We start from the raw sequence: 21,536 nt of genomic DNA on the forward strand, positions 1-21,536 counted from the left end.
AAGTTAAACTGCGTTAGTCTTCAAATTCTTCCTTAAGAATTCTTAGAACTTCCAATATGGTTTCTTCTTCTAGATCTGTTCGTTTCACTAAATCGTCTACGTCTTGCTCTAGAATGCTTTTTGCGGTATCTAAACCGGCCTTGCTGAATTCATCAATAATCCATCCATCGATTTCATCTGAGAATTCCTTTAATTCTACATCTTCTTCTGCACCTTCTCTAAATACGTCTATTTCGTAACCTGTTAATTGTCCTGCTAAACGAATGTTATGTCCACCTCTACCAATAGCTTTAGATACTTCTTCTGGTTTCAATAAAACTTCTGCACGTTTATTTTCTTCATCTAACTTTAAGGATGTTACTCGCGCTGGGCTTAATGCTCTGGTTACAAATAGTTGAATATTATTGGTATAATTGATAACGTCTATATTTTCGTTCCCAAGTTCTCTAACAATACCATGGATTCGAGATCCCTTCATACCAACACATGCACCTACAGGGTCTATTCTATCATCATAGGAGTCTACGGCAACCTTAGCTTTCTCACCAGGAATACGTACTACTTTTTTCACCGTGATTAATCCATCAAATACCTCAGGAATTTCTTGCTCGAACAATTTTTCGAGAAACAAAGGAGAGGTTCTAGACATAATAATGGCAGGCTTACTTCCTTTTAATTCAACACTTTCAATAATACCTCTTACGTTTTCACCCTTTCTAAAAAAGTCAGAAGGTATTTGCTTATCCTTGGGTAGAATAATCTCGTTACCCTCGTCATCTAAAAGAATAATCGCTCTATGGCGGATATGATGAACTTCTGCAGTGTAAATTTCACCTTCTAATTCTTTAAACTGCTTGTAAATATTGGTATTATCGTGCTCGTGAATTTTAGAGATCAAATTTTGTCTCAATGCTAAAATTGAGCGCCTTCCTAAGTCAACTAATTTCACTTCTTCTGCAACGTCTTCACCAACTTCAAAATCGGGCTCAATTTTTTGTGCTTCTGATAATGCAATCTCCTGATTTGGATCTTCAACTTCGCCATCAGCTACCACAATTCGATTCCTCCAAATTTCTAAATCCCCTTTATCTGGGTTGATAATAATATCAAAGTTATCGTCGTCTCCGTATTTCTTTTTTAAAGCATTACGTAACACATCTTCTAGAATCGCCATGAGCGTCACTCTATCAATTAACTTATCGTCCTTAAATTCTGAAAATGACTCTATTAACGCTACATTTTCCATAATTGATTTGAATTAAAATTTTATTTTAACTTTTGCTTCCTTTATGTTTTCGAAAGCAATATTAGCTTCTTTCGTTACCGTAACTTTACCCTTTCCCACAGGTTTTGGCTCTCTAACTTTCCACTTCAAAGCGATATCAGTATCATTAACATCTGCCAGTACGCCTTCTAATTTTTCTCCTTCCACAGTTTTTACCTCTAAATGTCTCCCTATATGTTTGTTGTACTGTCTTGGAAATTGCAATGGAGATGTTGCACCACAGGAGGTCACTTCTAGAGAAAAATCCTGTTCTTCCCTATCAAGGTTATGTTCAATAGCTCTGCTTACAAAAATGCAATCATCTACCAAAACACCATTATCACCATCGAGTACAACTCTTATGGTATTACCACTTAGAACTTCAAAATCTATGAGAAATAAATCTGATCGCTCTTCTAGCGCTTTATCCAGTAAGTTCTTTACAGTTTCCTTAAACATTTCTTGATATAAAAAGAGAGGACTTTTCGTCCTCTCTCGTTTTCACTCCGTAAACAATGGTGCAAATATACAATATTTATATCAATTTTTCAAAGCAATATTAAGTAGTTTTATTTTCGTAAATTTATAATACTAAACTAAATCCTTTGAGATAATGAACAGAATCCTAGTCCCTACAGATTTTTCTGAGCAAGCCCATAATGCCCTTGAAGTTGCCGCTATGTTAGCCAGAAAACATAACGCAGAAATTTATTTGCTGCATATGATGGAAATACCTATGCAACAAATCGATCCGATTAATGCGCATAGCGATGTGCCTGAGGCTTTATTTTTTATGAAATTGGCTCATAAAAAATTTGAAGATTTAATGGAAAGTGACTTTTTACAAGATATAACCGTTCATGAAACTGTAAAGGCAGATATTACATTCAATGAGATTAAAGATGCTTGCAAGGAATTTGATATCGATTTAATTGTAATGGGATCTCATGGTGCCTCTGGCTTAAAGGAGATGTTTATCGGTTCTAATGCCGAAAAAGTTGTACGCTCATCCGATGTTCCAGTATTGGTTATAAAAAACCAACATAATAATTTTAATATCAAAAACTTTGTTTTTGCCTCTGATTTTAAAAATGACAATAGTGCGACTTACAAACAGGCGGTGAAATTTGCCGAACTGTTTGACGCTAAAATTCATCTGCTTTTGGTAAACACCGCAAACAACTTTATCACAACCTATGAATCCAGAAACCGTATTAACGATTTTATCTCTGGGCAATCTTTTGAAAACTATACCATAAACGTTCATAACGATAATAGCGTAGAACAAGGTATTCTTAATTTTTCGCAAGAAATTGATGCAGACCTCATTGGTATTAGTACACATGGCAGACAAGGCATTGCTCACTTCTTTAACAGTAGCATTAGTGAAGATTTAGTTAACCACGCTAAACGTCCTGTTATTACATTTAAGATTTAATGGGACTAAGTACTCTGAAAAAACAAAAAATCCTAATCAAAAATGATTAGGATTTTTTTGTTGGCCTACTAGGGCTCGAACCTAGACTCTTCTGGACCAAAACCAGACGTGTTGCCAGTTACACCATAGGCCAATCTCTTAAATTGAGGGTGCAAATTTAATACAAAAGTTGTCTTGGGCAAAAAAAATGATAAAAAATAATTTAAATTACTTAACGTTAACTTAAAAACCTAGGCATTACTATAATAATTAGTAAATTCGCCAGCACTAATATCCAAGGTTTTCATGACAAATTTTAACTTTAAAAAGTGGAATAATATATTAGCATGGCTTGTATTTGTAATTTCCTGTGCAGTCTATGCCCTAACGATAGAACCAACTGTAAGTTTTTGGGATGCTGGTGAATATATATTAACATCATCAAAACTACAAGTCGGCCATCCACCGGGAGCACCACTCTTTCAAATGATGGGTGCATTCTTCTCAATTTTTGCTTTAGAACCTTCACAAATTGGTATGATTATGAATCTGATGAGTGCTGTCGCAAGTGCATTTACCATCTTATTCATGTTTTGGACCATAAGTATGTTATTGGTTAAACTCGTAAAATATAGCGGTGAATCTAGTAAAGGCAAGGGTATGGCCATTTTAGGAAGTGCTTTTGTAGGTAGTTTGGCCTTTACGTTTACTGATTCTTTTTGGTTTAATGCTGTAGAAACTGAAGTTTATGCAATGGCTACTCTAATAATGTCTATCATGTTTTATTTAGCCTTACGCTGGGAACAAGATATGGACAAACCTAGAGGAAATCGTTGGTTAGTACTTATCGCTTTTGTTATTGGGCTTTCGTTTGGCGTTCACTTTATGGGTTTATTGACCATTCCTGCCATTGGACTCATATACTATTTTAAGAATTACAAAACCATAACCGTCAAAAATTTCATTCTTGCCAATGTTGTTTCTGCAGCCATTTTGTTATTTATTTTCAAACTATTATTGCCTTCGACCTTGAAGCTGTTTGGTTATCTTGAAGTATTTTTTGTAAACTCCATAGGTTTACCTTTTAATTCGGGCACTATAATTACAGGGCTTTTGGTTATTGTTCTTTTCTATTTGGGCTTGAACTACACACGAAAAAAGGGAATGATTCATATAAACACTTTGGTCCTTTGCCTTATGTTTATTTTTATTGGATTTTCATCTTGGATGATGTTACCTATACGTGCCAATGCAGATGTTATTATTAATGAAAATGACCCGTCCGATGCCAGGGAATTATTAGCCTATTATAATTTAGAACAATACCCTGAAACCCATTTATTCTACGGGCCACAGTTTACTGAGATTTATTCTGGTGCTGATCCAGATGAGCCTTTTGTAGACGACAAAAAGAACTACGAACGTGACGAAAAATCCGGTAAGTATGTTATTATCAATGACTGGGAGGGTAGTAAGCAGAATTATAACCATGAGCACGCTTCTATTTTACCGAGAATGTGGAGTAGTGAACATGCAGATAATTATATGATGTTTACTGGGCTGATTGACTTTAAAGTAGATCCTAATTTACAAACTTATGCTTACAATGAGGCGGTTAACGTTGGGTTAAGCGAAGAACAAGCCACCCAATATGCATTGCAAGAAAAACGCCGTTTTGACAACATTGTCAATGATTTTAGAATGAAAATCAGAAAAGGTGAAGTTGACTATGAAGACTACGACAAATTCTTGAGACGTTATGGGCAGCAATATCTTATAGTTGAAAAGCCTTCATTTGCTGACAATATTGCCTATATGTTTCAATACCAATTTGGTTACATGTATTGGCGCTACTTTATGTGGAATTTCACAGGGAGACAGAATGACATTCAAGGTAAATATGATGACTTTAATGGTAATTGGATATCAGGAATAAAATTTATTGATGAACTACACTTAGGGGTATCTCAAGATAATTTACCAACTGAGGCCTTGGAAAATAAAGCAAGGAACACCTACTACTTTTTACCTTTACTGTTAGGTTTAGTCGGTTTCTTCTTTCTACTTTATACAGATGCCAAGCGCTTTTGGGTGTTATTGGTTTTCTTTTTAATGACCGGTTTAGCAATTCAGTTCTATACCAACATTAGACCCTTTGAACCTCGAGAGCGCGATTATTCAGTAGTAGGTTCATTTTATGTATTCGCTATATGGATTGGTTTTGGCGTATACGCCATTTATGATTTATTAAAATCCAGCATTAAGAGTGCTTATTTGGCACCAGCAGTATCCTTGGCTTGCTTAATTATTATACCTGGTATTTTGGCTGCCAATAACTGGGATGACCATGATCGTTCAGGAAAATATACAGCCAATGCTATGGCACGTAAATACCTTGAGTCATGTGCACCCAATGCTATATTATTTACCATTGGAGATAATGATTCTTTCCCGCTTTGGTATTTACAGGAAATTGAAGGTGTAAGAACTGACGTTAGGGTGGTGAATACAAGCCTATTTCAAACGGATTGGTATATTGACCAAATGAAACGTAAAGCCTATGAAAGTGATCCTATTCCTTCCCAATTGACACACAATCAATATAGAGGAAGTAATAGAGATGTTATCATTAGAAAAGAAATTACTAAAGATACACTGCCAATTAACATCTTTATGGATTTTATCACCAGTGACAGGGCAGACACAAAGTTTGGACATGTGATAAAAGCCCAAGGTGAAGATCCTAGACAGTATCCTAAACATCTATTAAATACAAATTATTTCCCAACGAGACATATTAGCATCCCTGTAAACAAGGAACAGGTCCTAAAAAATGGGATTGTCAAAGCTAAAGATGCAGATAAAATTGAAAACAACCTTTATGCAGAAATTGAAGGTAGCTATATTTATAAGAACAGATTATTAATGCTAGATATCATTGCCAATAATAACTGGGAGCGACCCATTTACTTTACTGGTGGTGCATTTGGTGCTGATGATTATATATGGCTTAAAGACTATCTGCAACTTGATGGCATGTGCTATAAACTCGTACCCATAAAAACCCCAGTAGACAGAGCAAATCCTTATGATATGGGAAGAGTTGACTCGGACCTTATGTATAATATGGTTAAGAACTGGGATTGGGGCGGAAGCGGAGAAGATATCTATCATGATATTGAAACCAGAAGAAATGGTATCACTTACAGAGGAAATTTAGCTCGATTAATTGAGACACTAATTAACGAAGACAAATTAAAGGAAGCAGAGGAAATCGCAGATATTGCAATGGAAAAAATGCCTGTGAACAAATTTGGATTTCATTCCTTGTTAGAACCGTATATCAGTGCTTACTATGAAGTAGGTAATATTGAAAAAGCCAGATCATTATATAAGGATGTCGCTAAAATATACCAAGAGAACTTAATCTATTACGATGGTTTAGATGAAGAAGATCAAATTAGGCTAATAGAGGATATTTATTTGGACATTCAGCGTTACAGAGCTCTTGTAGATCTTCTAGTTATATACAACGATAAGGACTTTGCCTTAGAGGAAACCAAAAAATTCAACAGTTACCTAAGTTTACTTGATAAATTCATGGGTGCTGAGGAAGAAGAGCCAATTGATGATCTTGATATCAATACCATTTTAAATGATACTATTAAGGATTCTATAGTTCCCGAAGAATAGATAAATGAAGATAATTCCTGCCAAGACACCTGGATTTGTAAAGTCGTTATTTCCAAAGTTTGTCTGGAATATCAATACTACAAATAAGGAACTCTACCTCACCTTTGATGACGGCCCAACTCCTGAAATTACGGATTGGGTACTTGATACTTTAACTTCGTTTAGTGCTAAAGCCACTTTCTTTTGTATTGGAAAAAACATTCAATCACATCCTGAAATTTTCAATAGGATTATAAAAGAAGGTCACGGTATTGGCAATCATACCTTTCATCATTTAAAAGGTTGGAAAACAAATACAGAAGCGTATATAACTGATGTAGAACGCACTCAAGAACTGATAAATTCAATTATCAAAACTGGAGGTTCAACACGCACAAATCTTTTTAGACCGCCTTATGGCAAATTCAAAAGTGAGCAGAATAAAAAATTACAAGAACTAGGCTATAAAATCATTCTTTGGGATGTTCTATCTTACGATTGGGATAAAACCATTACTGAAGAATCGTGTTTAAAGAATATTATTCCCGTAGCAAAACAAGGAAGTATCATCGTATTTCATGATAGTGTTAAGGCCGCTCGCAATTTAAGGTACGCACTTCCTAAGGTCTTAGAGTATTACAGCAAAAAGGGTTATGAGTTTAAAGCCCTATCTAAAGATATTCTTGAATAATGCCTATTAAGGTGTTGGCATCTTGCTCTCCACTGTGACGCCATTTCATTTCACCGTTTTTATAAATAATCAAAGTTGGTAGACCTTTAACACGAAGCGCTTCTGCCAATTCTTTATTTTTATCGACATCTATTTTAATAACCTTGGCTTTGTCACCTAGAGCAGCAGCAACATCCCGAAGAACAGGATGCATGGCAGTGGACTGTTCATTCCATTCTGTGTAGAAGTCTAATAGCACCGGAATATCGACATCTATTAATTCCCCAAATTTTGACATATGTTATAGTTTTAGTCAAACGAGTTATACAAACCTACATAAAAAATTCTTTCAAAAGCTATAGTAAGTTAGTAATGAACTATATAAAAATAAACAATTGTTAGCAATTATACTTCTTTAAGTCCCTTTTTAAGCTCTATCACCGTAATTTCTGGCCATATACCTACGCGTCCTGGATAAGCTAAAAACCCGAAACCTCTGTTCACGTTAATGTACTGACCAAATGCTTTATAGATGCCAGCCCATTGCTTATAACGCCATTTGGCTGGACTCCATTTTATCCAACCTGGTATTTCTATACCAAACTGCATACCGTGTGTGTGACCACTCAAGGTCAAATGATAATGATACTCGTCGTTAACCACTTCAGCGTCCCAATGGCTAGGGTCGTGTGTCATCAAAATTTTAAAATCCTCCTGACTAATTTGTGAAGACGCCTTTTTTAAATCACCTTTTTGCTTAAAGCCTTTCCCCCAATTTTCCACACCAACAATAGCTATTCTTTGACCATCCTTTTCAACATAGCGGTGCTCATTTAATAACAAGTCGAATCCTATATCCTTTTGAATAGATTTTAATTCCTCAAGATTTTGAACCTTTTCCGCTTTTGAGCTCCAATCCACGTAATCTCCATAGTCGTGATTCCCCAAAATCGAGAATTTTCCATCTTTGGCTTCAAGACGGCTAAATGTTGATTTCCAAGGTAACATTTCATTGGCTTTATTGTTTACCATATCACCCGTAAACAATAGAACATCAGACTGTTGCTCATTAATTAAGTCAACAGCATACTCTATTTTTTCCTTGTTGTCAAAACTGCCGGAATGTATATCGCTAATTTGAGTTATTCGATAACCATCAAAAGCATCTGGAAGGTCCTCAAAATGCAGTGTGTAATTTAAAACTCTGAAATTATATTTTCCTTTATACATACCGTACAAGAGAGATGCAAAAGGAATTGCCGCCAAACCTAAGGCTAATTGACTAATAAATTTTCGTCTTCCTGGTACTTGCAAAGCATCACTCTTGGCTATATACTTATCATAAAGCCCAAAAACTCCTCTTATGATATCCTCTCCAATTAAAATAGGAACCAACACTAAATTTATCGACATAAATACCAGCAAAAAGCCAAATGCATAACTACGTGCAGGATTTAGAACACGCCCTTCACTAGCTATTGTAAACTGGATAACAAAATTTCCAACTACAATTACCGCAATACCTAAAAAAAGATAATGAACCCATGCTTGCTTTGTTACGGTCTTAATCGCCTGTAAGCCATACAAGGTCATTAGAAGGTATATCACGATAAAAATTACCCAGCGTATCATAAAAACTTTTAATTCACAAAGTTAAGCAACTCCTATTCTACTTGTCTTATGAAATTGTTAAAGGTTTTTATTTGCAGGGTACTTATTTGCTCGTCTTGGGTCTCAAAAGTTATTACTTTAGTTGTGTCCGGTAGGATATCGAAAAAATTATCTGAAAAATGACCTTTAGTTTTTGTAAATAAAAAGACATCCTTTTGCAATGTATTTGCAGTTAGCTCAATTCTAAAACCTTCATTTGTTTTTGTAACTTTTTGCTGAATTTTTTCGAGCTTTAACTTTAATTGTTTTGGCTTTACGAAATAGTAGTTAGATGATTCGTCATTAAAGACAGAGACCATAACCGATTCATCAGCTTTAAAGTCCAAAAGACTGAGGTCAATCTCATGCTTATTTTCACTAGAATTTGCTTTTACGTTAATCTGCTTAGATCCTTCCCAAAGTATCTTGCCTTCAAAATTCATAAGAGTTAACTTGAGAGTTCCCTTTTTTGAATCTAAATCGTCATTGATTACCCAGGTTTTCAAAGTTCCATTTTCAATTTTTGAGGATATCAACACATCTTCAAAGCTTTTTTTGGCCTTGTAATGCAATGCTTTCCAATTGCCAAAATAATCTATACTACTCCACGAAACCGCTGGCCAACAATCATTGAGTTGCCAGTATAGCGTACCCATATTGTATGGTTTTGCTCGTCTATGGGCTTCAACACCTTTTGTGATGCCATGAGCTTGCAATAACTGACTCATATACACATAATCTTCTGCTGAATCAGGGACAGGAAAATCACGTTGCATATAATCATTAATAATTTGAAATCCTCTAGCATGCTTCTGATGATTTTTAAAACCTTTGGAATCGATATCAATACTATCGTTTTGATTTATATATTGAATGACCTCATAACTCGGAAAGGATTGAAAACCAAACTCACTCATAAATCGCGGCACATTCTCTTCCAAATGCTCAAAAGGAAAACCATCGTGCCAAATCCACCAATCGTGGGCATCACCTTCGGACTTGTACAAGGGATTACCTCTTCCATATTTTGGTGACGTCTCCCAGTATGGTAAATCTGTTTTAGACCCGACGCTAATTCTGAGTGCCCTATCAAACAAATATTTATAATCCTCCCAAATCTCTTCTTTTTCCTCTTCACTTCTATTGGCTTGCCAACCCCAACGATGCCAACCTTCAGAGCTTTCATTATTACCGCACCACAGTGCTATAGATGAATGATTTCTTAATCTTTTTAAATTATCTAAAGCCTCGTTAATCACATTCATTCTAAATCCATCATCTCCTGGATACATCGCACAAGCAAACATAAAATCTTGCCAAACCAAAATCCCTTTTTCATCACAGAGATCATAGAAAATATCATCCTCATAAATACCTCCTCCCCAAACCCTTAGCATATTCATGTTGGCATTGACTACATCACTTAACAATCGTTCATAATCTTCGTGTTTTACTTCATTCTGAAAACTGTGCTGTGGGATATAATTAGCACCTTTGGCATAAACAGGAACATCGTTGACTTTAAAATAAAAGGATTCTCCAATACTGTCTTTTTCTGTAACCAACTCCATAGTTCTCAAACCTTTTTTCACTGTAATACTATCGAGGATTTTTCGACCTTCTTTCACGATAACTTTAATATCATATAAGTATGGTTCCCCTAAGTTGTGTGGCCACCAAAGTTTTGGGGTTTTGATTTGAAATGGAATCGAATAAGGACTGTATTGGAATCCATCCTTTATCTTTTTAACTAAAGTGTCATTTACAAATAATTCAAAAGTGTAACCTTCAGTTTTATTGTTCAATAAGTCCATTTGAAAATTCAACTTAGCTATTGAATCACTGAGCATTAACTGATGAATAAACACATCTTTTATCCTCAAAGAATTACTAGCAATCAATTTAATTGGTCTCCAAATACCACTGGTGTTCAATTTTGGCCCCCAATCCCAACCATACTGAAATTGTGCTTTTCTGGTAAAAACCCGTTCGCCTTCAGGTAGCTCGTAAGGTAATTTTTCTTGGGCTATTGTTTCATTTTTAGAAGGGCTTTCAAAAACTAATCGTAGTTCATTATCAAATTTTAAAATTGATTTCACATCCACATCCCATTTTCGAAATGCATTATTGGCCTTTAAGATTAGGCTATCATTTAAATAGACCGAAGCGTAGGTATCCAATCCTTCAAAATTAAGTTCAAAATGCTTCTTTTCGAGTAAATCTTCGTCTAACGAAAATATGGTTTTGTATTCCCAATCGGTTTCCGAAACCCATTGTACTTTTTCTTCATTATTCCCAATAAAAGGATCTTCGATTAAATTATGATTTAGCAAATCTGAAAACACATTTCCAGGTACTGAAGCCGAATGCCACACTGAATCTGATACTTTTTTGAACTGCCAATTCTCATCGAGATTAACCATCATTGGCAAATCGTGTTTAGGTTGACAACTAAAACAAAATAATATGAACAACAACAAGCTATATCGCATCTAAAATGGCTTTAATTTTTATTAGGTCTGAAAAAGTGATTGGCATCGAAAACATACTATTACTTGCTTCTTTCGTTGTTGAAGCTGATGCGTGAACTTCAATTAAACCTACCTCTTTAAATAGCATTACATTTTCCTCCGATACTCCTCCTCCGGCTATAATTGTGAGTTTATTTTCGGCTATGCTATGAAGCTCTTTCAACAGTTCCAACCCTTCTTCTGCGGTTGCTTTTTGTCCTGAAGTCAATACGCGATCTGCACCCATATCGATAAGTTGTAATAACGCTTCTTTTGGATTTTTGATCTCATCAAAAGCACGGTGAAATGTAAACGATAATGGTTTAGCTAGATCTATCAATGTTTGTGTTCGTTGGACATCCAGAGTTCTATCGGCCTTTAAAATGCCTGAAACAATACCTTTGTAACCTAAATCCTTGCAGAGCTGAATATCGTTTTTCATGATTTGAAATTCATCATCAGTATACACGAAATTACCACTCCGAGGACGTATCAATACAAAGACAGGAATGTCTATTTCCCCAACTACTTTTTTTAACAAACCGTAAGATGGTGTAATGCCACCAACCGACAATTCCTGGCATAATTCTATACGATGTGCTCCTGCATCTTGAGCATTTTTTGCGGATTGATATGAGTTGGCACAGATTTCTAGAATCATATTAATTTATAATGATTTCATCAATAAAGGTCCAAGCCTTATTGCCAGCACCTTGTTTGCCTTCTGGAATTGTGCCGTAATTAGGAATTCTTATAATTATCTTTATGGTTTCATCGTATAAACCTGTCTCCATTTTACTGAATTTATTATTTAACAACTTAAATCTAGGTTCCTTTGCCATCTTAGGTAAGCCTAAAACAAACGTTGTATCTTGCAAAAACTCATTTGGCTCTTGCAAAATCAAATATTCATATACCGTAGGCGCATAAATCCACTGTCCTTGTGAATCATAAAATCTTGTTTCGATTGAATTTATCTTTGTAGGCTGTTCAAAGTCAATAGTTATCTCAATATCTTCTCCCCAAAACCCTAACCATTCTTTATCCCCGTAACGTGTATCGCTTCCTAAAATTCCATTTATTAGTCCCTTGGCACCACTACCAGAATATGCTTTATGAGGCTGCTTATCAATAGTGATTTTTGCACCAATAGCTTTATGGTAATTAATGTTTTGTGTAAAGATTTTACCTAATTGTTTTTCATCATTAAACACAGCTGCTTTGATTGTTGAACTTTCAGTAATTGGAATTTTAGACTCATAAACTTTTGAATTTATGGTAGGCCCTTTTCCATCTAAAGTATACCGAATGTTTTTGCCTTGAGTCAAGGTTTTTAATTCGTAGTACGATTTTCCTTTATCAAAGATCATATCACCTTCAATCTCATAAAGATGGTTGGCATAATTAATATCTAAAGCATCTAAACGTTGGTGAAAGTTTTCTGACCGTGATACAAAATCTTTGTAATTCTTGTTTTTAGGATTTGACCAAACCACTTCGCTCAAAGCTAACATTCTTGGGAAAGCCATATATTCAAGATGCTTTTCTGTTGGGATATACTCCGTCCAAATATTGCCTTGGGCACCCAAAACATATTTTGATTCTTCTGTTGATAATTCTTCGGGAATTGGGTTAAAACCATATACTTTTTCTAATGGTAAAAAACCACCAATAGCCAGAGGTTCATTATCATTCTCGGATTGATAATAATCAAAATAACAATGCGATGTTGGTGTCATTACCACATTATGTCCTAACCTTGCTGCTTCAACTGCTCCACTTGTACCTCGCCAAGACATTACGGTTGCATTAGGAGCTAAACCACCTTCTAAAATCTCGTCCCAACCAATAATTTGTCTTCCTTTTGAGTTAAGATACGCTTCCATTTTGGTAATGAAATAGCTTTGCAAATGGTGCTCGTCCTTTAAGCCTTCTTTATTAATCAAGGCTTGGCAATGCTCACAATTTTTCCAACGTGTTTTTGGAGCTTCATCTCCACCAATATGAATGTATTTACTCGGAAACAAATCTAGGACCTCATCCAAAACACCTTCTAAAAAGGCAAAGGTTTTTGGATTTGGACAGTAAATCTCTTCAAAAACACCCCATTTAGTGGCAACTTCTACAGGTTCATCTTTACAACCTAATTCTGGATAAGCAGCAATGGCAGCCTGTGCGTGTCCTGGCATTTCTATTTCTGGAATAACGGTAACGAAACGCTCTTTTGCATACTGAACAATATCCTTGACTTCTTCTTGTGTATAATAACCACCATAACGCTTTCCATCAAACTGATGTGGCTGGTCGCTGTAATGTCCAACCAGAGTTGCGTTTCTGTATGCCGAAACTTCCTGCAATCTTGGATATTTCTTAATCTCAATACGCCAACCTTGGTCGTCTGTGAGATGCCAATGAAAGGTATTCATCTTCAACATTGCTAAAGCATCGATATATTTTTTAATGAATTCCACAGAAAACATATGTCTTGCAACATCCAAATGTATACCACGATACAAAAATTGAGGTTCATCCTTCACTGTCAATGCTTCAACTGAAATTTCTTTTCCAGAAAACGTACCATTCTCCAAACCAACTGGCATTAATTGACGTAAGGTTTGTACCCCGTAAAATGCACCTTGGTCTGTTGACGCTTTGATTGTAATTCCTTCTTTTGAAACCGTCAAAACATAAGCTTCAAGTCCTAAATTTTCATCTCGTATAAACTGAATTTCCTTTCCATCTTTTAGATTTATGCGACTTCCGCTTTTAATAAAATCCTTTAGGAATTGAGGACTAACTTTAAAGCTATTATCATATGCTATTCCTGTGCTGTTGTTGATAGTAAAAAATGAATCAGACAATTCTACAACTTCTGGAATTGGAATAATCTGGGGCTGAATAGTTTGAATTGAACTATCCTTACAATTTACAAGTACCAATAATAAAATGAAAAGTGCAATTAATTTCTTGATGTGCATTTTAGTATATTAGATGCATTAAAATTACTAATCTTTTTTGATGCCTATTAAACCAACCTTAGTTTTAATTGTTCTCATTTCTATTTTTGGCTGTAAAGAATCGTCTTCCATAAAAACGGCTAAAAAAGACCAACCGCTAATCTCCTACGTAAATACATTTATTGGTACTGGTGGCCACGGTCATACCTATCCTGGTGCAACGATGCCTTTTGGTATGATGCAATTGAGTCCAGATACACGTTTAGAGGGTTGGGACGGTTGCTCTGGTTATCATTACAGTGATGAATACATCTACGGATTTTCGCATACACACCTCAGTGGCACCGGCATTAGCGATTATGGCGATGTCCTTTTAATGCCAACCAATGCCATTAATTTCAATAATGGTTACAATGGAAAAAAGGGATACCGCGCTCATTTTTCGCATGCTAATGAAAGTGCTGAACCCGGCTATTATAAAGTACATTTAGATTCAACCAATATTGATGTTGAATTAACAGTTTCTAAACGTAGTGGGATTCATAAGTATCAATTTCCATCCGCTGAAAACCAGTATGTGGTTTTAGATTTAGAGCACCGTGACAAACTCTTAGGTCACAAGATTAATAAGCTCAATGCTACTGAGATCAATGGTTATAGGCTTTCTTCAGCTTGGGCAAAAGACCAACGTTTGTTTTATCATCTTAGGTTTTCACACTCAATAAAGGACATTGTTTATCATGATGGTGATGGTACAGCAGTGAGCAAAAACTACAAATTTGAAAGTAAAAAAGCCATCATTCAATTTGAAAATCCAAACAATGAACCAATCTTAATCAAAACAGGTATTTCTGCTGTTGATGAAGTTGGTGCTTATAAGAATCTTGAAGCCGAAGTTTTAAACAAAGATTTCGAAACCGTAAAGCAAGAAGTACAACGGGCCTGGGAATCTCAGTTGGAAAAAATCGTTATTGAAAGTGATGATTTAGACAAAAAAACCAATTTTTACTCTGCGCTTTACCATACTATGATTGCACCGAATATTTACAAGGATGTTGATGGACGTTATAGAGGTATGGATTTAGAAATTCACCAAACTAAGGATTTCGATTATTACACAGTTTTTTCACTTTGGGATACGTATAGAGCAGCTCACCCCCTTTACACAATCATAGAACAAGAGAAAACCAATGATTTCATCAATACGTTCTTGACAAAATACGATGAAGGTGGTATTATGCCCATGTGGGATTTATCAGGCAATTACACTGACTGTATGATAGGCTATCATGCTGTACCTGTCATTGCCGATGCGTATTTAAAAGGGATTAGAGGCTACGATACCGAAAAGGCTTTTGAAGCCATGAAACATTCGGCGACACGAGATAAGTTTGGATTAGAAGCGTACAAAAAATACGGTTTTATACCTGTTGATGAAGAAAGCGAATCAGTTTCAAAAACCTTAGAATATGCTTACGATGATTGGACGATTGCTCAGATGGCAAAAGTGATGAATAAAAACGAAGATTACAAAACCTACATTCAACGTGCGCAGTACTACAAAAATGTGTTTGATCCAAGCACTAAATTTATGCGAGGTCGTTTTAGGAATACGTGGTTTTCACCGTTTGATCCTTACGAAGTCAACTTTAATTATACTGAAGCTAACGCTTGGCAATACAGTTTTTATGTTCCTCAGGATATATCAGGTTTTATGGATTTACTTGGTGGGAAAGAACTTTTGGAAACGCAACTCGATGAGTTGTTCACTGCCAAAGCAGAAACTTCCGGTAGAAACCAAGCTGACATCACAGGTTTAATTGGGCAGTACGCGCACGGCAATGAGCCTAGTCATCACATGGCCTATCTCTACAATTTTGTAAACAAGCCACACAAAACCCAAGAAAAAGTTCATCAAATTTTAACCACGCTCTATAAAAACAATCCAGATGGTGTTTCAGGAAATGAAGACTGCGGACAAATGAGTGCTTGGTACGTGTTAAGTTCAATGGGATTTTACTCTGTAACACCAGGATCAAATCAGTATATCATTGGTGCACCGCTTTTTGACAAAGCAACTATTCATTTAGAAAACGATAACACATTTACAATTGTTGCTAATCATCTTAATGACACCAATATCTATGTAGAATACGTCTACCTTAATGGTAAAAAATTAAACCGAACGTATTTAACGCATCAAGAAATCATAAATGGTGGTACACTTGTGTTTGACATGACAGATAATCCTGCTGTTTGGGGAAGTCGAGAGGGCCAAGAACCAAAAACCGAAATCAAAGACTATATTATTTTACCGTCACCAATTATTGAAAGGGGAAATATCACTTTTAGGGATTCTACTAAAGTTGTTTTGAATACGTCAGAAAAAGATGCGAAGATTTTTTATGCGATTAATGATGAAGATTTTCAACTTTACAAAACGCCTTTCAGTCTAACAGAAGACACAAAAGTGAAATTATATTCAGTAAAAGGGAATTTAAAAAGTCCAATTCTAACGACACCTTTCTATAAAATCGACCCGAACTTAAGCATCATACTTGAAAGTGAATTCGCTAATCAATATTCCGCAGGTGGAAATGATGCATTGATTGATGGTATTAGAAGCACCAAAAACTACAGAACAGGAAGCTGGCAAGGTTATCATGATACGGATTTGGTGGCCACTGTAGATTTGGGAAGACTGAAACCTATTAACCTCGTTTCAGTAAATTTTCTACAAGACCAAGGTGCGTGGATTTTTTACCCAACTGAAGTGCAATGCTTGGTGTCAAAAGATGGTAAGAACTACAGGGCTTTACCTTCTCAGAAAATAAATGCTGAGGATAGGAACAGTGAAATTGAAATCAAAACTGTAGAGTTTATAATTCCAATAACGGAATATAAATACGTAAAAATCATCGCAAAGAAACTAGGCGAACTACCAGAATGGCATTTGGGCTACCCAATGGACGGCAGAAGCTGGATTTTTGCTGATGAAATTTCGATAAAATAACTAAAACTAACTAACAATTATATGAGCAATCAAAACAACAAATCGGCTTTAGCAACCTTAGTTACTGTATTCTTTTTCTGGGGCTTTATTGCAGCATCTAATAGTGTGTTTATCCCCTTTTGCAAGACCTATTTTAATATAGACCAATTTCAGTCGCAATTGGTAGATTTTGCCTTTTATGGTGCCTATTACATAGGGGCTTTACTATTATTTATTCTTTCTGGCTCTATCAAAAAAGATATTATGAACAATTGGGGCTATAAAAATGGTATCATATACGGTTTGTTGCTCTCTGCCATTGGAGCCTTTGTTATGTATCCAGTTACAGCAGGCGCCGAACAAGGACAAACCGGAGTATTTTATCTTGTACTGGTTGCTTATTTTATAGTCGCCTTGGGGTTTTCGCTTCAACAAACTGCTGCCAACCCTTTCGCTATTGCACTTGGCGACCCAAAAACAGGGTCGCATCGTCTGAATTTAGCAGGTGGTATTAATTCCTTCGGAACTACAATAGGTCCTGTTGTGGTAAGCTTGGTCATTTTTGGTTCAGCAAGTTGGAGTACAGATGAATTAGCCTCGATGATTGCCAATAATGAAATTACGTTGATGACAGTTCAACAATTGTATTTAGGCGTTGGAGCTCTATTTTTAGTAGCTGCAGCCTTATTTTATTTCTCAAAGAAATTACCAGCGTTAAAATCTGAAACAGCTTTTGAACCGGCAAATAAAGCTAGAAATCTACTAATTATTTTAACACTCGTCATTGTTGGCTGCTTTGGCTATATTTTTAGTACCTATTCTGGCGACTCCACAACCAATGAAGAACTTGAGCACACAAGACTAATAGTTTTATTCATTGCACTTCTTGCTGTAATTGCCGCTGTAGTAAAAGCAAACTCTAGTGCAACTAAAAAGCCTGAAGGTTGGGGAGCGATGAAATATCCACAATTAGTCTTAGGTATGCTGGCCATCTTTACATACGTCGGTGTCGAAGTTACTGTTGGTAGTAATCTGGGTGAACTTCTAAAACAAGAATTTGAAAATTCTGGATTAAATGCACTAGGTCTTCCGGTTTTGAATGACTCTCAATTAGGCTCTTACATTTCATTATATTGGGGAGGATTAATGATTGGTCGTTGGGTTGGTGCCATTACGGTTTTTAACCCAAGTAAAGGCCTGAAAAAGGCATTGCTGATTATTGTACCTTACGTCGCCTTTGGAGTAATTGTACTAGTTAATTCCATAAAATACAGTTTTAGTTCTGATGAAATTTTATTTTTCGCCGTTTGTATCGCGGTTCAAATTGGAGGCTTTTTCTTGGCAAAGGACAATCCTGTTCAAACCTTGAAAATTTTTAGTTTATTAGGGGTAATTGCCATGCTTATTGGTTTGTTTGCTTCAGGCAATGTTGCCTTATTTGCCTTTTTATCAGGTGGTTTATTCTGCTCAATAATGTGGCCATGTATTTTTACTTTAAGCATCGCTGGCTTAGGAAAATATACATCCCAAGGTTCTGCTTTCTTGATTATGATGATATTAGGTGGTGCTATTATTCCACCTGTACAAGGAAAATTAGCCGATGTCTTTAGCATCCAATCATCTTATTGGATTGCAGTGGTCTGTTTTGTATATCTCTTATTTTATGCATTTAGAACAAAAACTGTTTTAGACAAACAAGGTGTTGAATATTAAATCTTAGATTTTGAAAAGAAGAAATTTTATAAAAAACGCTGCGTTAACAAGTGCAGGATTAGCTATTGGGAATTCTCTTAACAATTGTGCCGATTCCAATCCAAAAGAAAATGCTACAATATCAGCTAATTCAACAGTTGAAGTGAAATTACCATTGGTCATTGCCACTTGGGACGTTAAAAATGCCACAGCAAGGGCAATGGAAGTTTTACAATCAGGTGGTAATGCATTAGATGCTGTAGAACAAGGTTGCATGGTTGAAGAAGCTGATATTAAAAATAGTTCTGTAGGTAAGGGCGGGTTACCCGATAGAGATGGTAATGTTACTTTAGATGCATGTATTATGGACAAACACGGTAATTGTGGCTCGGTTGTTTACCTTCAAAATATTACACATGCGGTTTCAGTAGCCAGAAAGGTTATGGAGGATACACCTCACGTTATGTTGGCTGGCGAAGGTGCCAAACAATTTGCTATTTCCAAAGGCTTTCAAGAAGAAAATTTGCTTACTGAGTCTTCAAAAGAAGCTTGGGAAGAATGGAAAATAAAAAGTGAATACAAACCCATAATCAATATTGAAAATCATGATACCATTGGTATGCTAGCTATTGACAAAAATGGTGATATATCTGGCGCTTGTACCACAAGTGGTTTGGCATACAAAATGCAAGGGCGTGTTGGGGATTCACCAATTATTGGTTCAGGTCTGTTTGTAGATAATGAAATAGGTGGCTGTGTAGCCACAGGGCTTGGCGAAGAAGTCGTAAAAACTGTAGGTAGTTTTTTGGTGGTAGAATTAATGCGCCAGGGCAAATCACCTCAACAAGCTTGTGAAGAAGCCATTAGTAGAATAGTAAATAAACCCAATAGTGATTATAAAAATTTCCAAGTAGGCTATATTGCGGTAAATAAAAAAGGAGAAACAGGAAGTTATTCCATTCACCAATGGTTTAGCATGACCAAGTTTCAAGATGGGAATAATGAGCAAATTCAGTCTGACTACTACGTGAAATCCTAGAACCACTTTATAGTCAATCTTGCTAACTTTTCTTTAAAATTGGTATATGGTGGAAAAAGCAATTCATTGATACCAAAGGTGTGTTGTTTTACTACAGCCCGTTGGTTACTAAAAGCTTTAAAGCCATAAAAACCGTGGCTTTTACCAATACCGCTATTATTAACACCTCCAAAAGGTAAATTATGGTTGGCATAATGTATCACATTACTATTAATACAGGTGCCACCTGCCCTCGTATTTTTAATAATCTGTTTTGTGTTTCTTTTACTCTTACTGTATATGTATAAGGCTAAAGGTCGTTCTTTATTATTGATGTAGTTTATTGCTTCCTCTAATGACTTATAGGTTACAATTGGTAGGATGGGTCCAAATATTTCTTCCTTTAATAATGTAGCTCCTTCTTTAAGCTCGGTCACTAATGTAGGTGCTATATATTTTGTCTCTGCCTCTACATCTCCACCAACAATTATTTTAGCATCAAGACTTTTGGCATTATCCAAATGGGATTTTAAACGTTGAAAATGCTTTTGGGTTACTATCCGAGCATAGGACTCTGACATTTGTGGTTCTTCACTATAATAGTGGTCTATCCATTTCAAACATGCTTCTACAAACTTGTCCTTAACGGATTCATCAATTAATATGTAATCTGGTGACACGCATATTTGTCCTGCATTCATAAACTTTCCCCAAACTATGCGTTTTGCGGCTTTATCTATATTAGCTGTTTGATCTATTACTGTTGGTGATTTTCCTCCTAACTCTAACGTCACTGAGGCTAAATGTTTCGCTGCTGCAGACATCACAATTTTCCCAATGTTTGGTGAGCCCGTAAAAAAGATATGATGAAATGGCAATTGCAATAATTGGGTAGAAGTCTCTACTTCACCTTCAATTAGGGCAACTACATCCTCAGTGAAAATAGCTTTTACAATTTCTGCCATTAATGCGGAAGAATTTGGCGTCATTTCTGAAGGTTTTATCATAACCGAATTACCAGCTGCCAGTGCTGATACTAAAGGGCCAAAGGTTAAATTGAAAGGAAAGTTCCATGGGGAAACAATTAAACAAACACCCTTTGGCTCATAAATGTAATAAGAGCTAGATCCAAACATAGACAGGGGTGTGTCTACCTTTTGCCTACGCATCCATTGACGCAAGTTAGATTTAGCATATTTAATTTCGCTTATTATTTGATAAATCTCTGTAAGCTCTGATTCTACTTTTGGCTTATTTAAATCCTTATATAGTGCATCAATTATCTTTTCTCGGTAAGTTACTTCAACTGCCTTTTTGAGATTATTCAAGTGTTTTATCCTTTGTTCAAAGGGTGTATAACCCATATTGAGCTGATAAGTTTGTTGTTTTAAAAACAATGGATAATATGGATTTTTGCTAAGATCGGTTAGGTTACTACTCATAATTTTTTAAAGCGATTTATGACAATGCATTTCGTCGATGATATCTGTAAAGCATCAATATTGGTCTGAAAACCAACAATTTTAGACAATAAAAACAACGGTTTTAAAGGGCTGCAAGCTCATTTTGTGCATTTCGTCGATGTTTTTGACTCACAAATGTCAGTTATCTAATTATCGTCTTGTTTCGTCCAAAAATTTCACAAGAAACCATAAAACCTATGTTTCTTTGAATCGAAATTAAAACAAAACGGT

14 protein-coding genes and 1 tRNA gene are annotated in these 21,536 nt (G+C 35.8%); 6 read left to right on the forward strand and 9 right to left on the reverse strand.

The genetic code is table 11. The annotated features are described in order from the left end of the window. Window positions 1-13 precede the first annotated feature (13 nt). Together nusA and rimP are read right to left on the reverse strand one after the other, a co-directional pair. Window positions 14-1,246: a transcription termination factor NusA gene (gene nusA / locus ACFQ1K_RS10200; protein ID WP_320554639.1), complete on the reverse strand. Its 1,233-nt coding sequence runs from the start codon at window positions 1,244-1,246 to the stop codon at window positions 14-16. Window positions 1,247-1,258: 12 nt separating this feature from the next. Then, a complete protein-coding gene (gene rimP / locus ACFQ1K_RS10205; RefSeq protein ID WP_320554640.1) occupies window positions 1,259-1,723 on the reverse strand; it encodes a ribosome assembly cofactor RimP in 465 nt (154 codons plus the stop codon). A gap of 154 nt (window positions 1,724-1,877) precedes the next feature. On the opposite strand from rimP, the gene ACFQ1K_RS10210 reads away from it, so the two are divergent. Beyond that, window positions 1,878-2,702: a universal stress protein gene (locus ACFQ1K_RS10210; protein ID WP_320554641.1), complete on the forward strand. Its 825-nt coding sequence runs from the start codon at window positions 1,878-1,880 to the stop codon at window positions 2,700-2,702. Window positions 2,703-2,762: 60 nt separating this feature from the next. On the opposite strand, the gene ACFQ1K_RS10215 is transcribed toward ACFQ1K_RS10210, so the two are convergent. Beyond that, window positions 2,763-2,835: transfer RNA gene (locus ACFQ1K_RS10215), tRNA-Gln, on the reverse strand. A gap of 152 nt (window positions 2,836-2,987) precedes the next feature. Between ACFQ1K_RS10215 and ACFQ1K_RS10220 the strand changes: the two genes are divergently transcribed. Both ACFQ1K_RS10220 and ACFQ1K_RS10225 read left to right on the forward strand, forming a co-directional pair. Then, on the forward strand, window positions 2,988-6,374 hold the full coding sequence (locus ACFQ1K_RS10220; RefSeq protein WP_320554642.1) for a glycosyltransferase family 117 protein: 3,387 nt from the start codon (window positions 2,988-2,990) through the stop codon (window positions 6,372-6,374). Between the two features lie 4 nt (window positions 6,375-6,378). After that, entirely contained in the window at window positions 6,379-7,044 is a 666-nt protein-coding gene (locus ACFQ1K_RS10225) for a polysaccharide deacetylase family protein (RefSeq protein WP_320554643.1), read from the forward strand. Here the strand turns inward: ACFQ1K_RS10225 and ACFQ1K_RS10230 are convergent. The 5 genes from ACFQ1K_RS10230 to ACFQ1K_RS10250 all read right to left on the reverse strand — a co-directional run bounded on the left by ACFQ1K_RS10230 (window position 7,025) and on the right by ACFQ1K_RS10250 (window position 14,161). After that, entirely contained in the window at window positions 7,025-7,321 is a 297-nt protein-coding gene (locus ACFQ1K_RS10230) for a thioredoxin family protein (RefSeq protein WP_320554644.1), read from the reverse strand. The genes ACFQ1K_RS10225 and ACFQ1K_RS10230 overlap by 20 nt on opposite strands. Before the next feature lie 107 nt (window positions 7,322-7,428). Further along, window positions 7,429-8,655, reverse strand: coding sequence for a metallophosphoesterase (locus ACFQ1K_RS10235; RefSeq protein ID WP_320554645.1), 1,227 nt, complete (start codon window positions 8,653-8,655; stop codon window positions 7,429-7,431). A gap of 32 nt (window positions 8,656-8,687) precedes the next feature. Then, entirely contained in the window at window positions 8,688-11,099 is a 2,412-nt protein-coding gene (locus ACFQ1K_RS10240; protein WP_320554646.1) for a beta-mannosidase, read from the reverse strand. Between the two features lie 55 nt (window positions 11,100-11,154). After that, window positions 11,155-11,844 (reverse strand): copper homeostasis protein CutC, encoded by a 690-nt coding sequence (locus tag ACFQ1K_RS10245; RefSeq protein ID WP_320554647.1) that lies wholly within the window; start codon window positions 11,842-11,844, stop codon window positions 11,155-11,157. A 1-nt stretch (window position 11,845) separates the two neighbouring features. After that, window positions 11,846-14,161 (reverse strand): beta-N-acetylhexosaminidase, encoded by a 2,316-nt coding sequence (locus ACFQ1K_RS10250; RefSeq protein ID WP_320554648.1) that lies wholly within the window; start codon window positions 14,159-14,161, stop codon window positions 11,846-11,848. Between the two features lie 40 nt (window positions 14,162-14,201). On the opposite strand from ACFQ1K_RS10250, the gene ACFQ1K_RS10255 reads away from it, so the two are divergent. From ACFQ1K_RS10255 to ACFQ1K_RS10265, 3 genes are read left to right on the forward strand one after another with little or no spacing between them, the layout of a single operon-like run. Beyond that, window positions 14,202-17,153 (forward strand): GH92 family glycosyl hydrolase, encoded by a 2,952-nt coding sequence (locus ACFQ1K_RS10255; RefSeq protein WP_320554649.1) that lies wholly within the window; start codon window positions 14,202-14,204, stop codon window positions 17,151-17,153. 21 nt (window positions 17,154-17,174) lie between these two features. Next, window positions 17,175-18,845 carry an MFS transporter gene (locus ACFQ1K_RS10260; RefSeq protein WP_320554650.1) on the forward strand — a complete coding sequence of 557 codons (1,671 nt, stop codon included), beginning with the start codon at window positions 17,175-17,177 and terminating at the stop codon, window positions 18,843-18,845. A gap of 10 nt (window positions 18,846-18,855) precedes the next feature. Further along, window positions 18,856-19,863: an isoaspartyl peptidase/L-asparaginase family protein gene (locus tag ACFQ1K_RS10265; RefSeq protein ID WP_320554651.1), complete on the forward strand. Its 1,008-nt coding sequence runs from the start codon at window positions 18,856-18,858 to the stop codon at window positions 19,861-19,863. Here the strand turns inward: ACFQ1K_RS10265 and ACFQ1K_RS10270 are convergent. Next, entirely contained in the window at window positions 19,860-21,284 is a 1,425-nt protein-coding gene (locus tag ACFQ1K_RS10270; RefSeq protein WP_320554652.1) for an aldehyde dehydrogenase family protein, read from the reverse strand. The genes ACFQ1K_RS10265 and ACFQ1K_RS10270 overlap by 4 nt on opposite strands. Between the last annotated feature and the right edge of the window lie 252 nt (window positions 21,285-21,536).

The sequence above is a fragment of the Winogradskyella aquimaris genome (assembly GCF_042676105.1).
GTDB lineage: Bacteria > Bacteroidota > Bacteroidia > Flavobacteriales > Flavobacteriaceae > Winogradskyella > Winogradskyella aquimaris.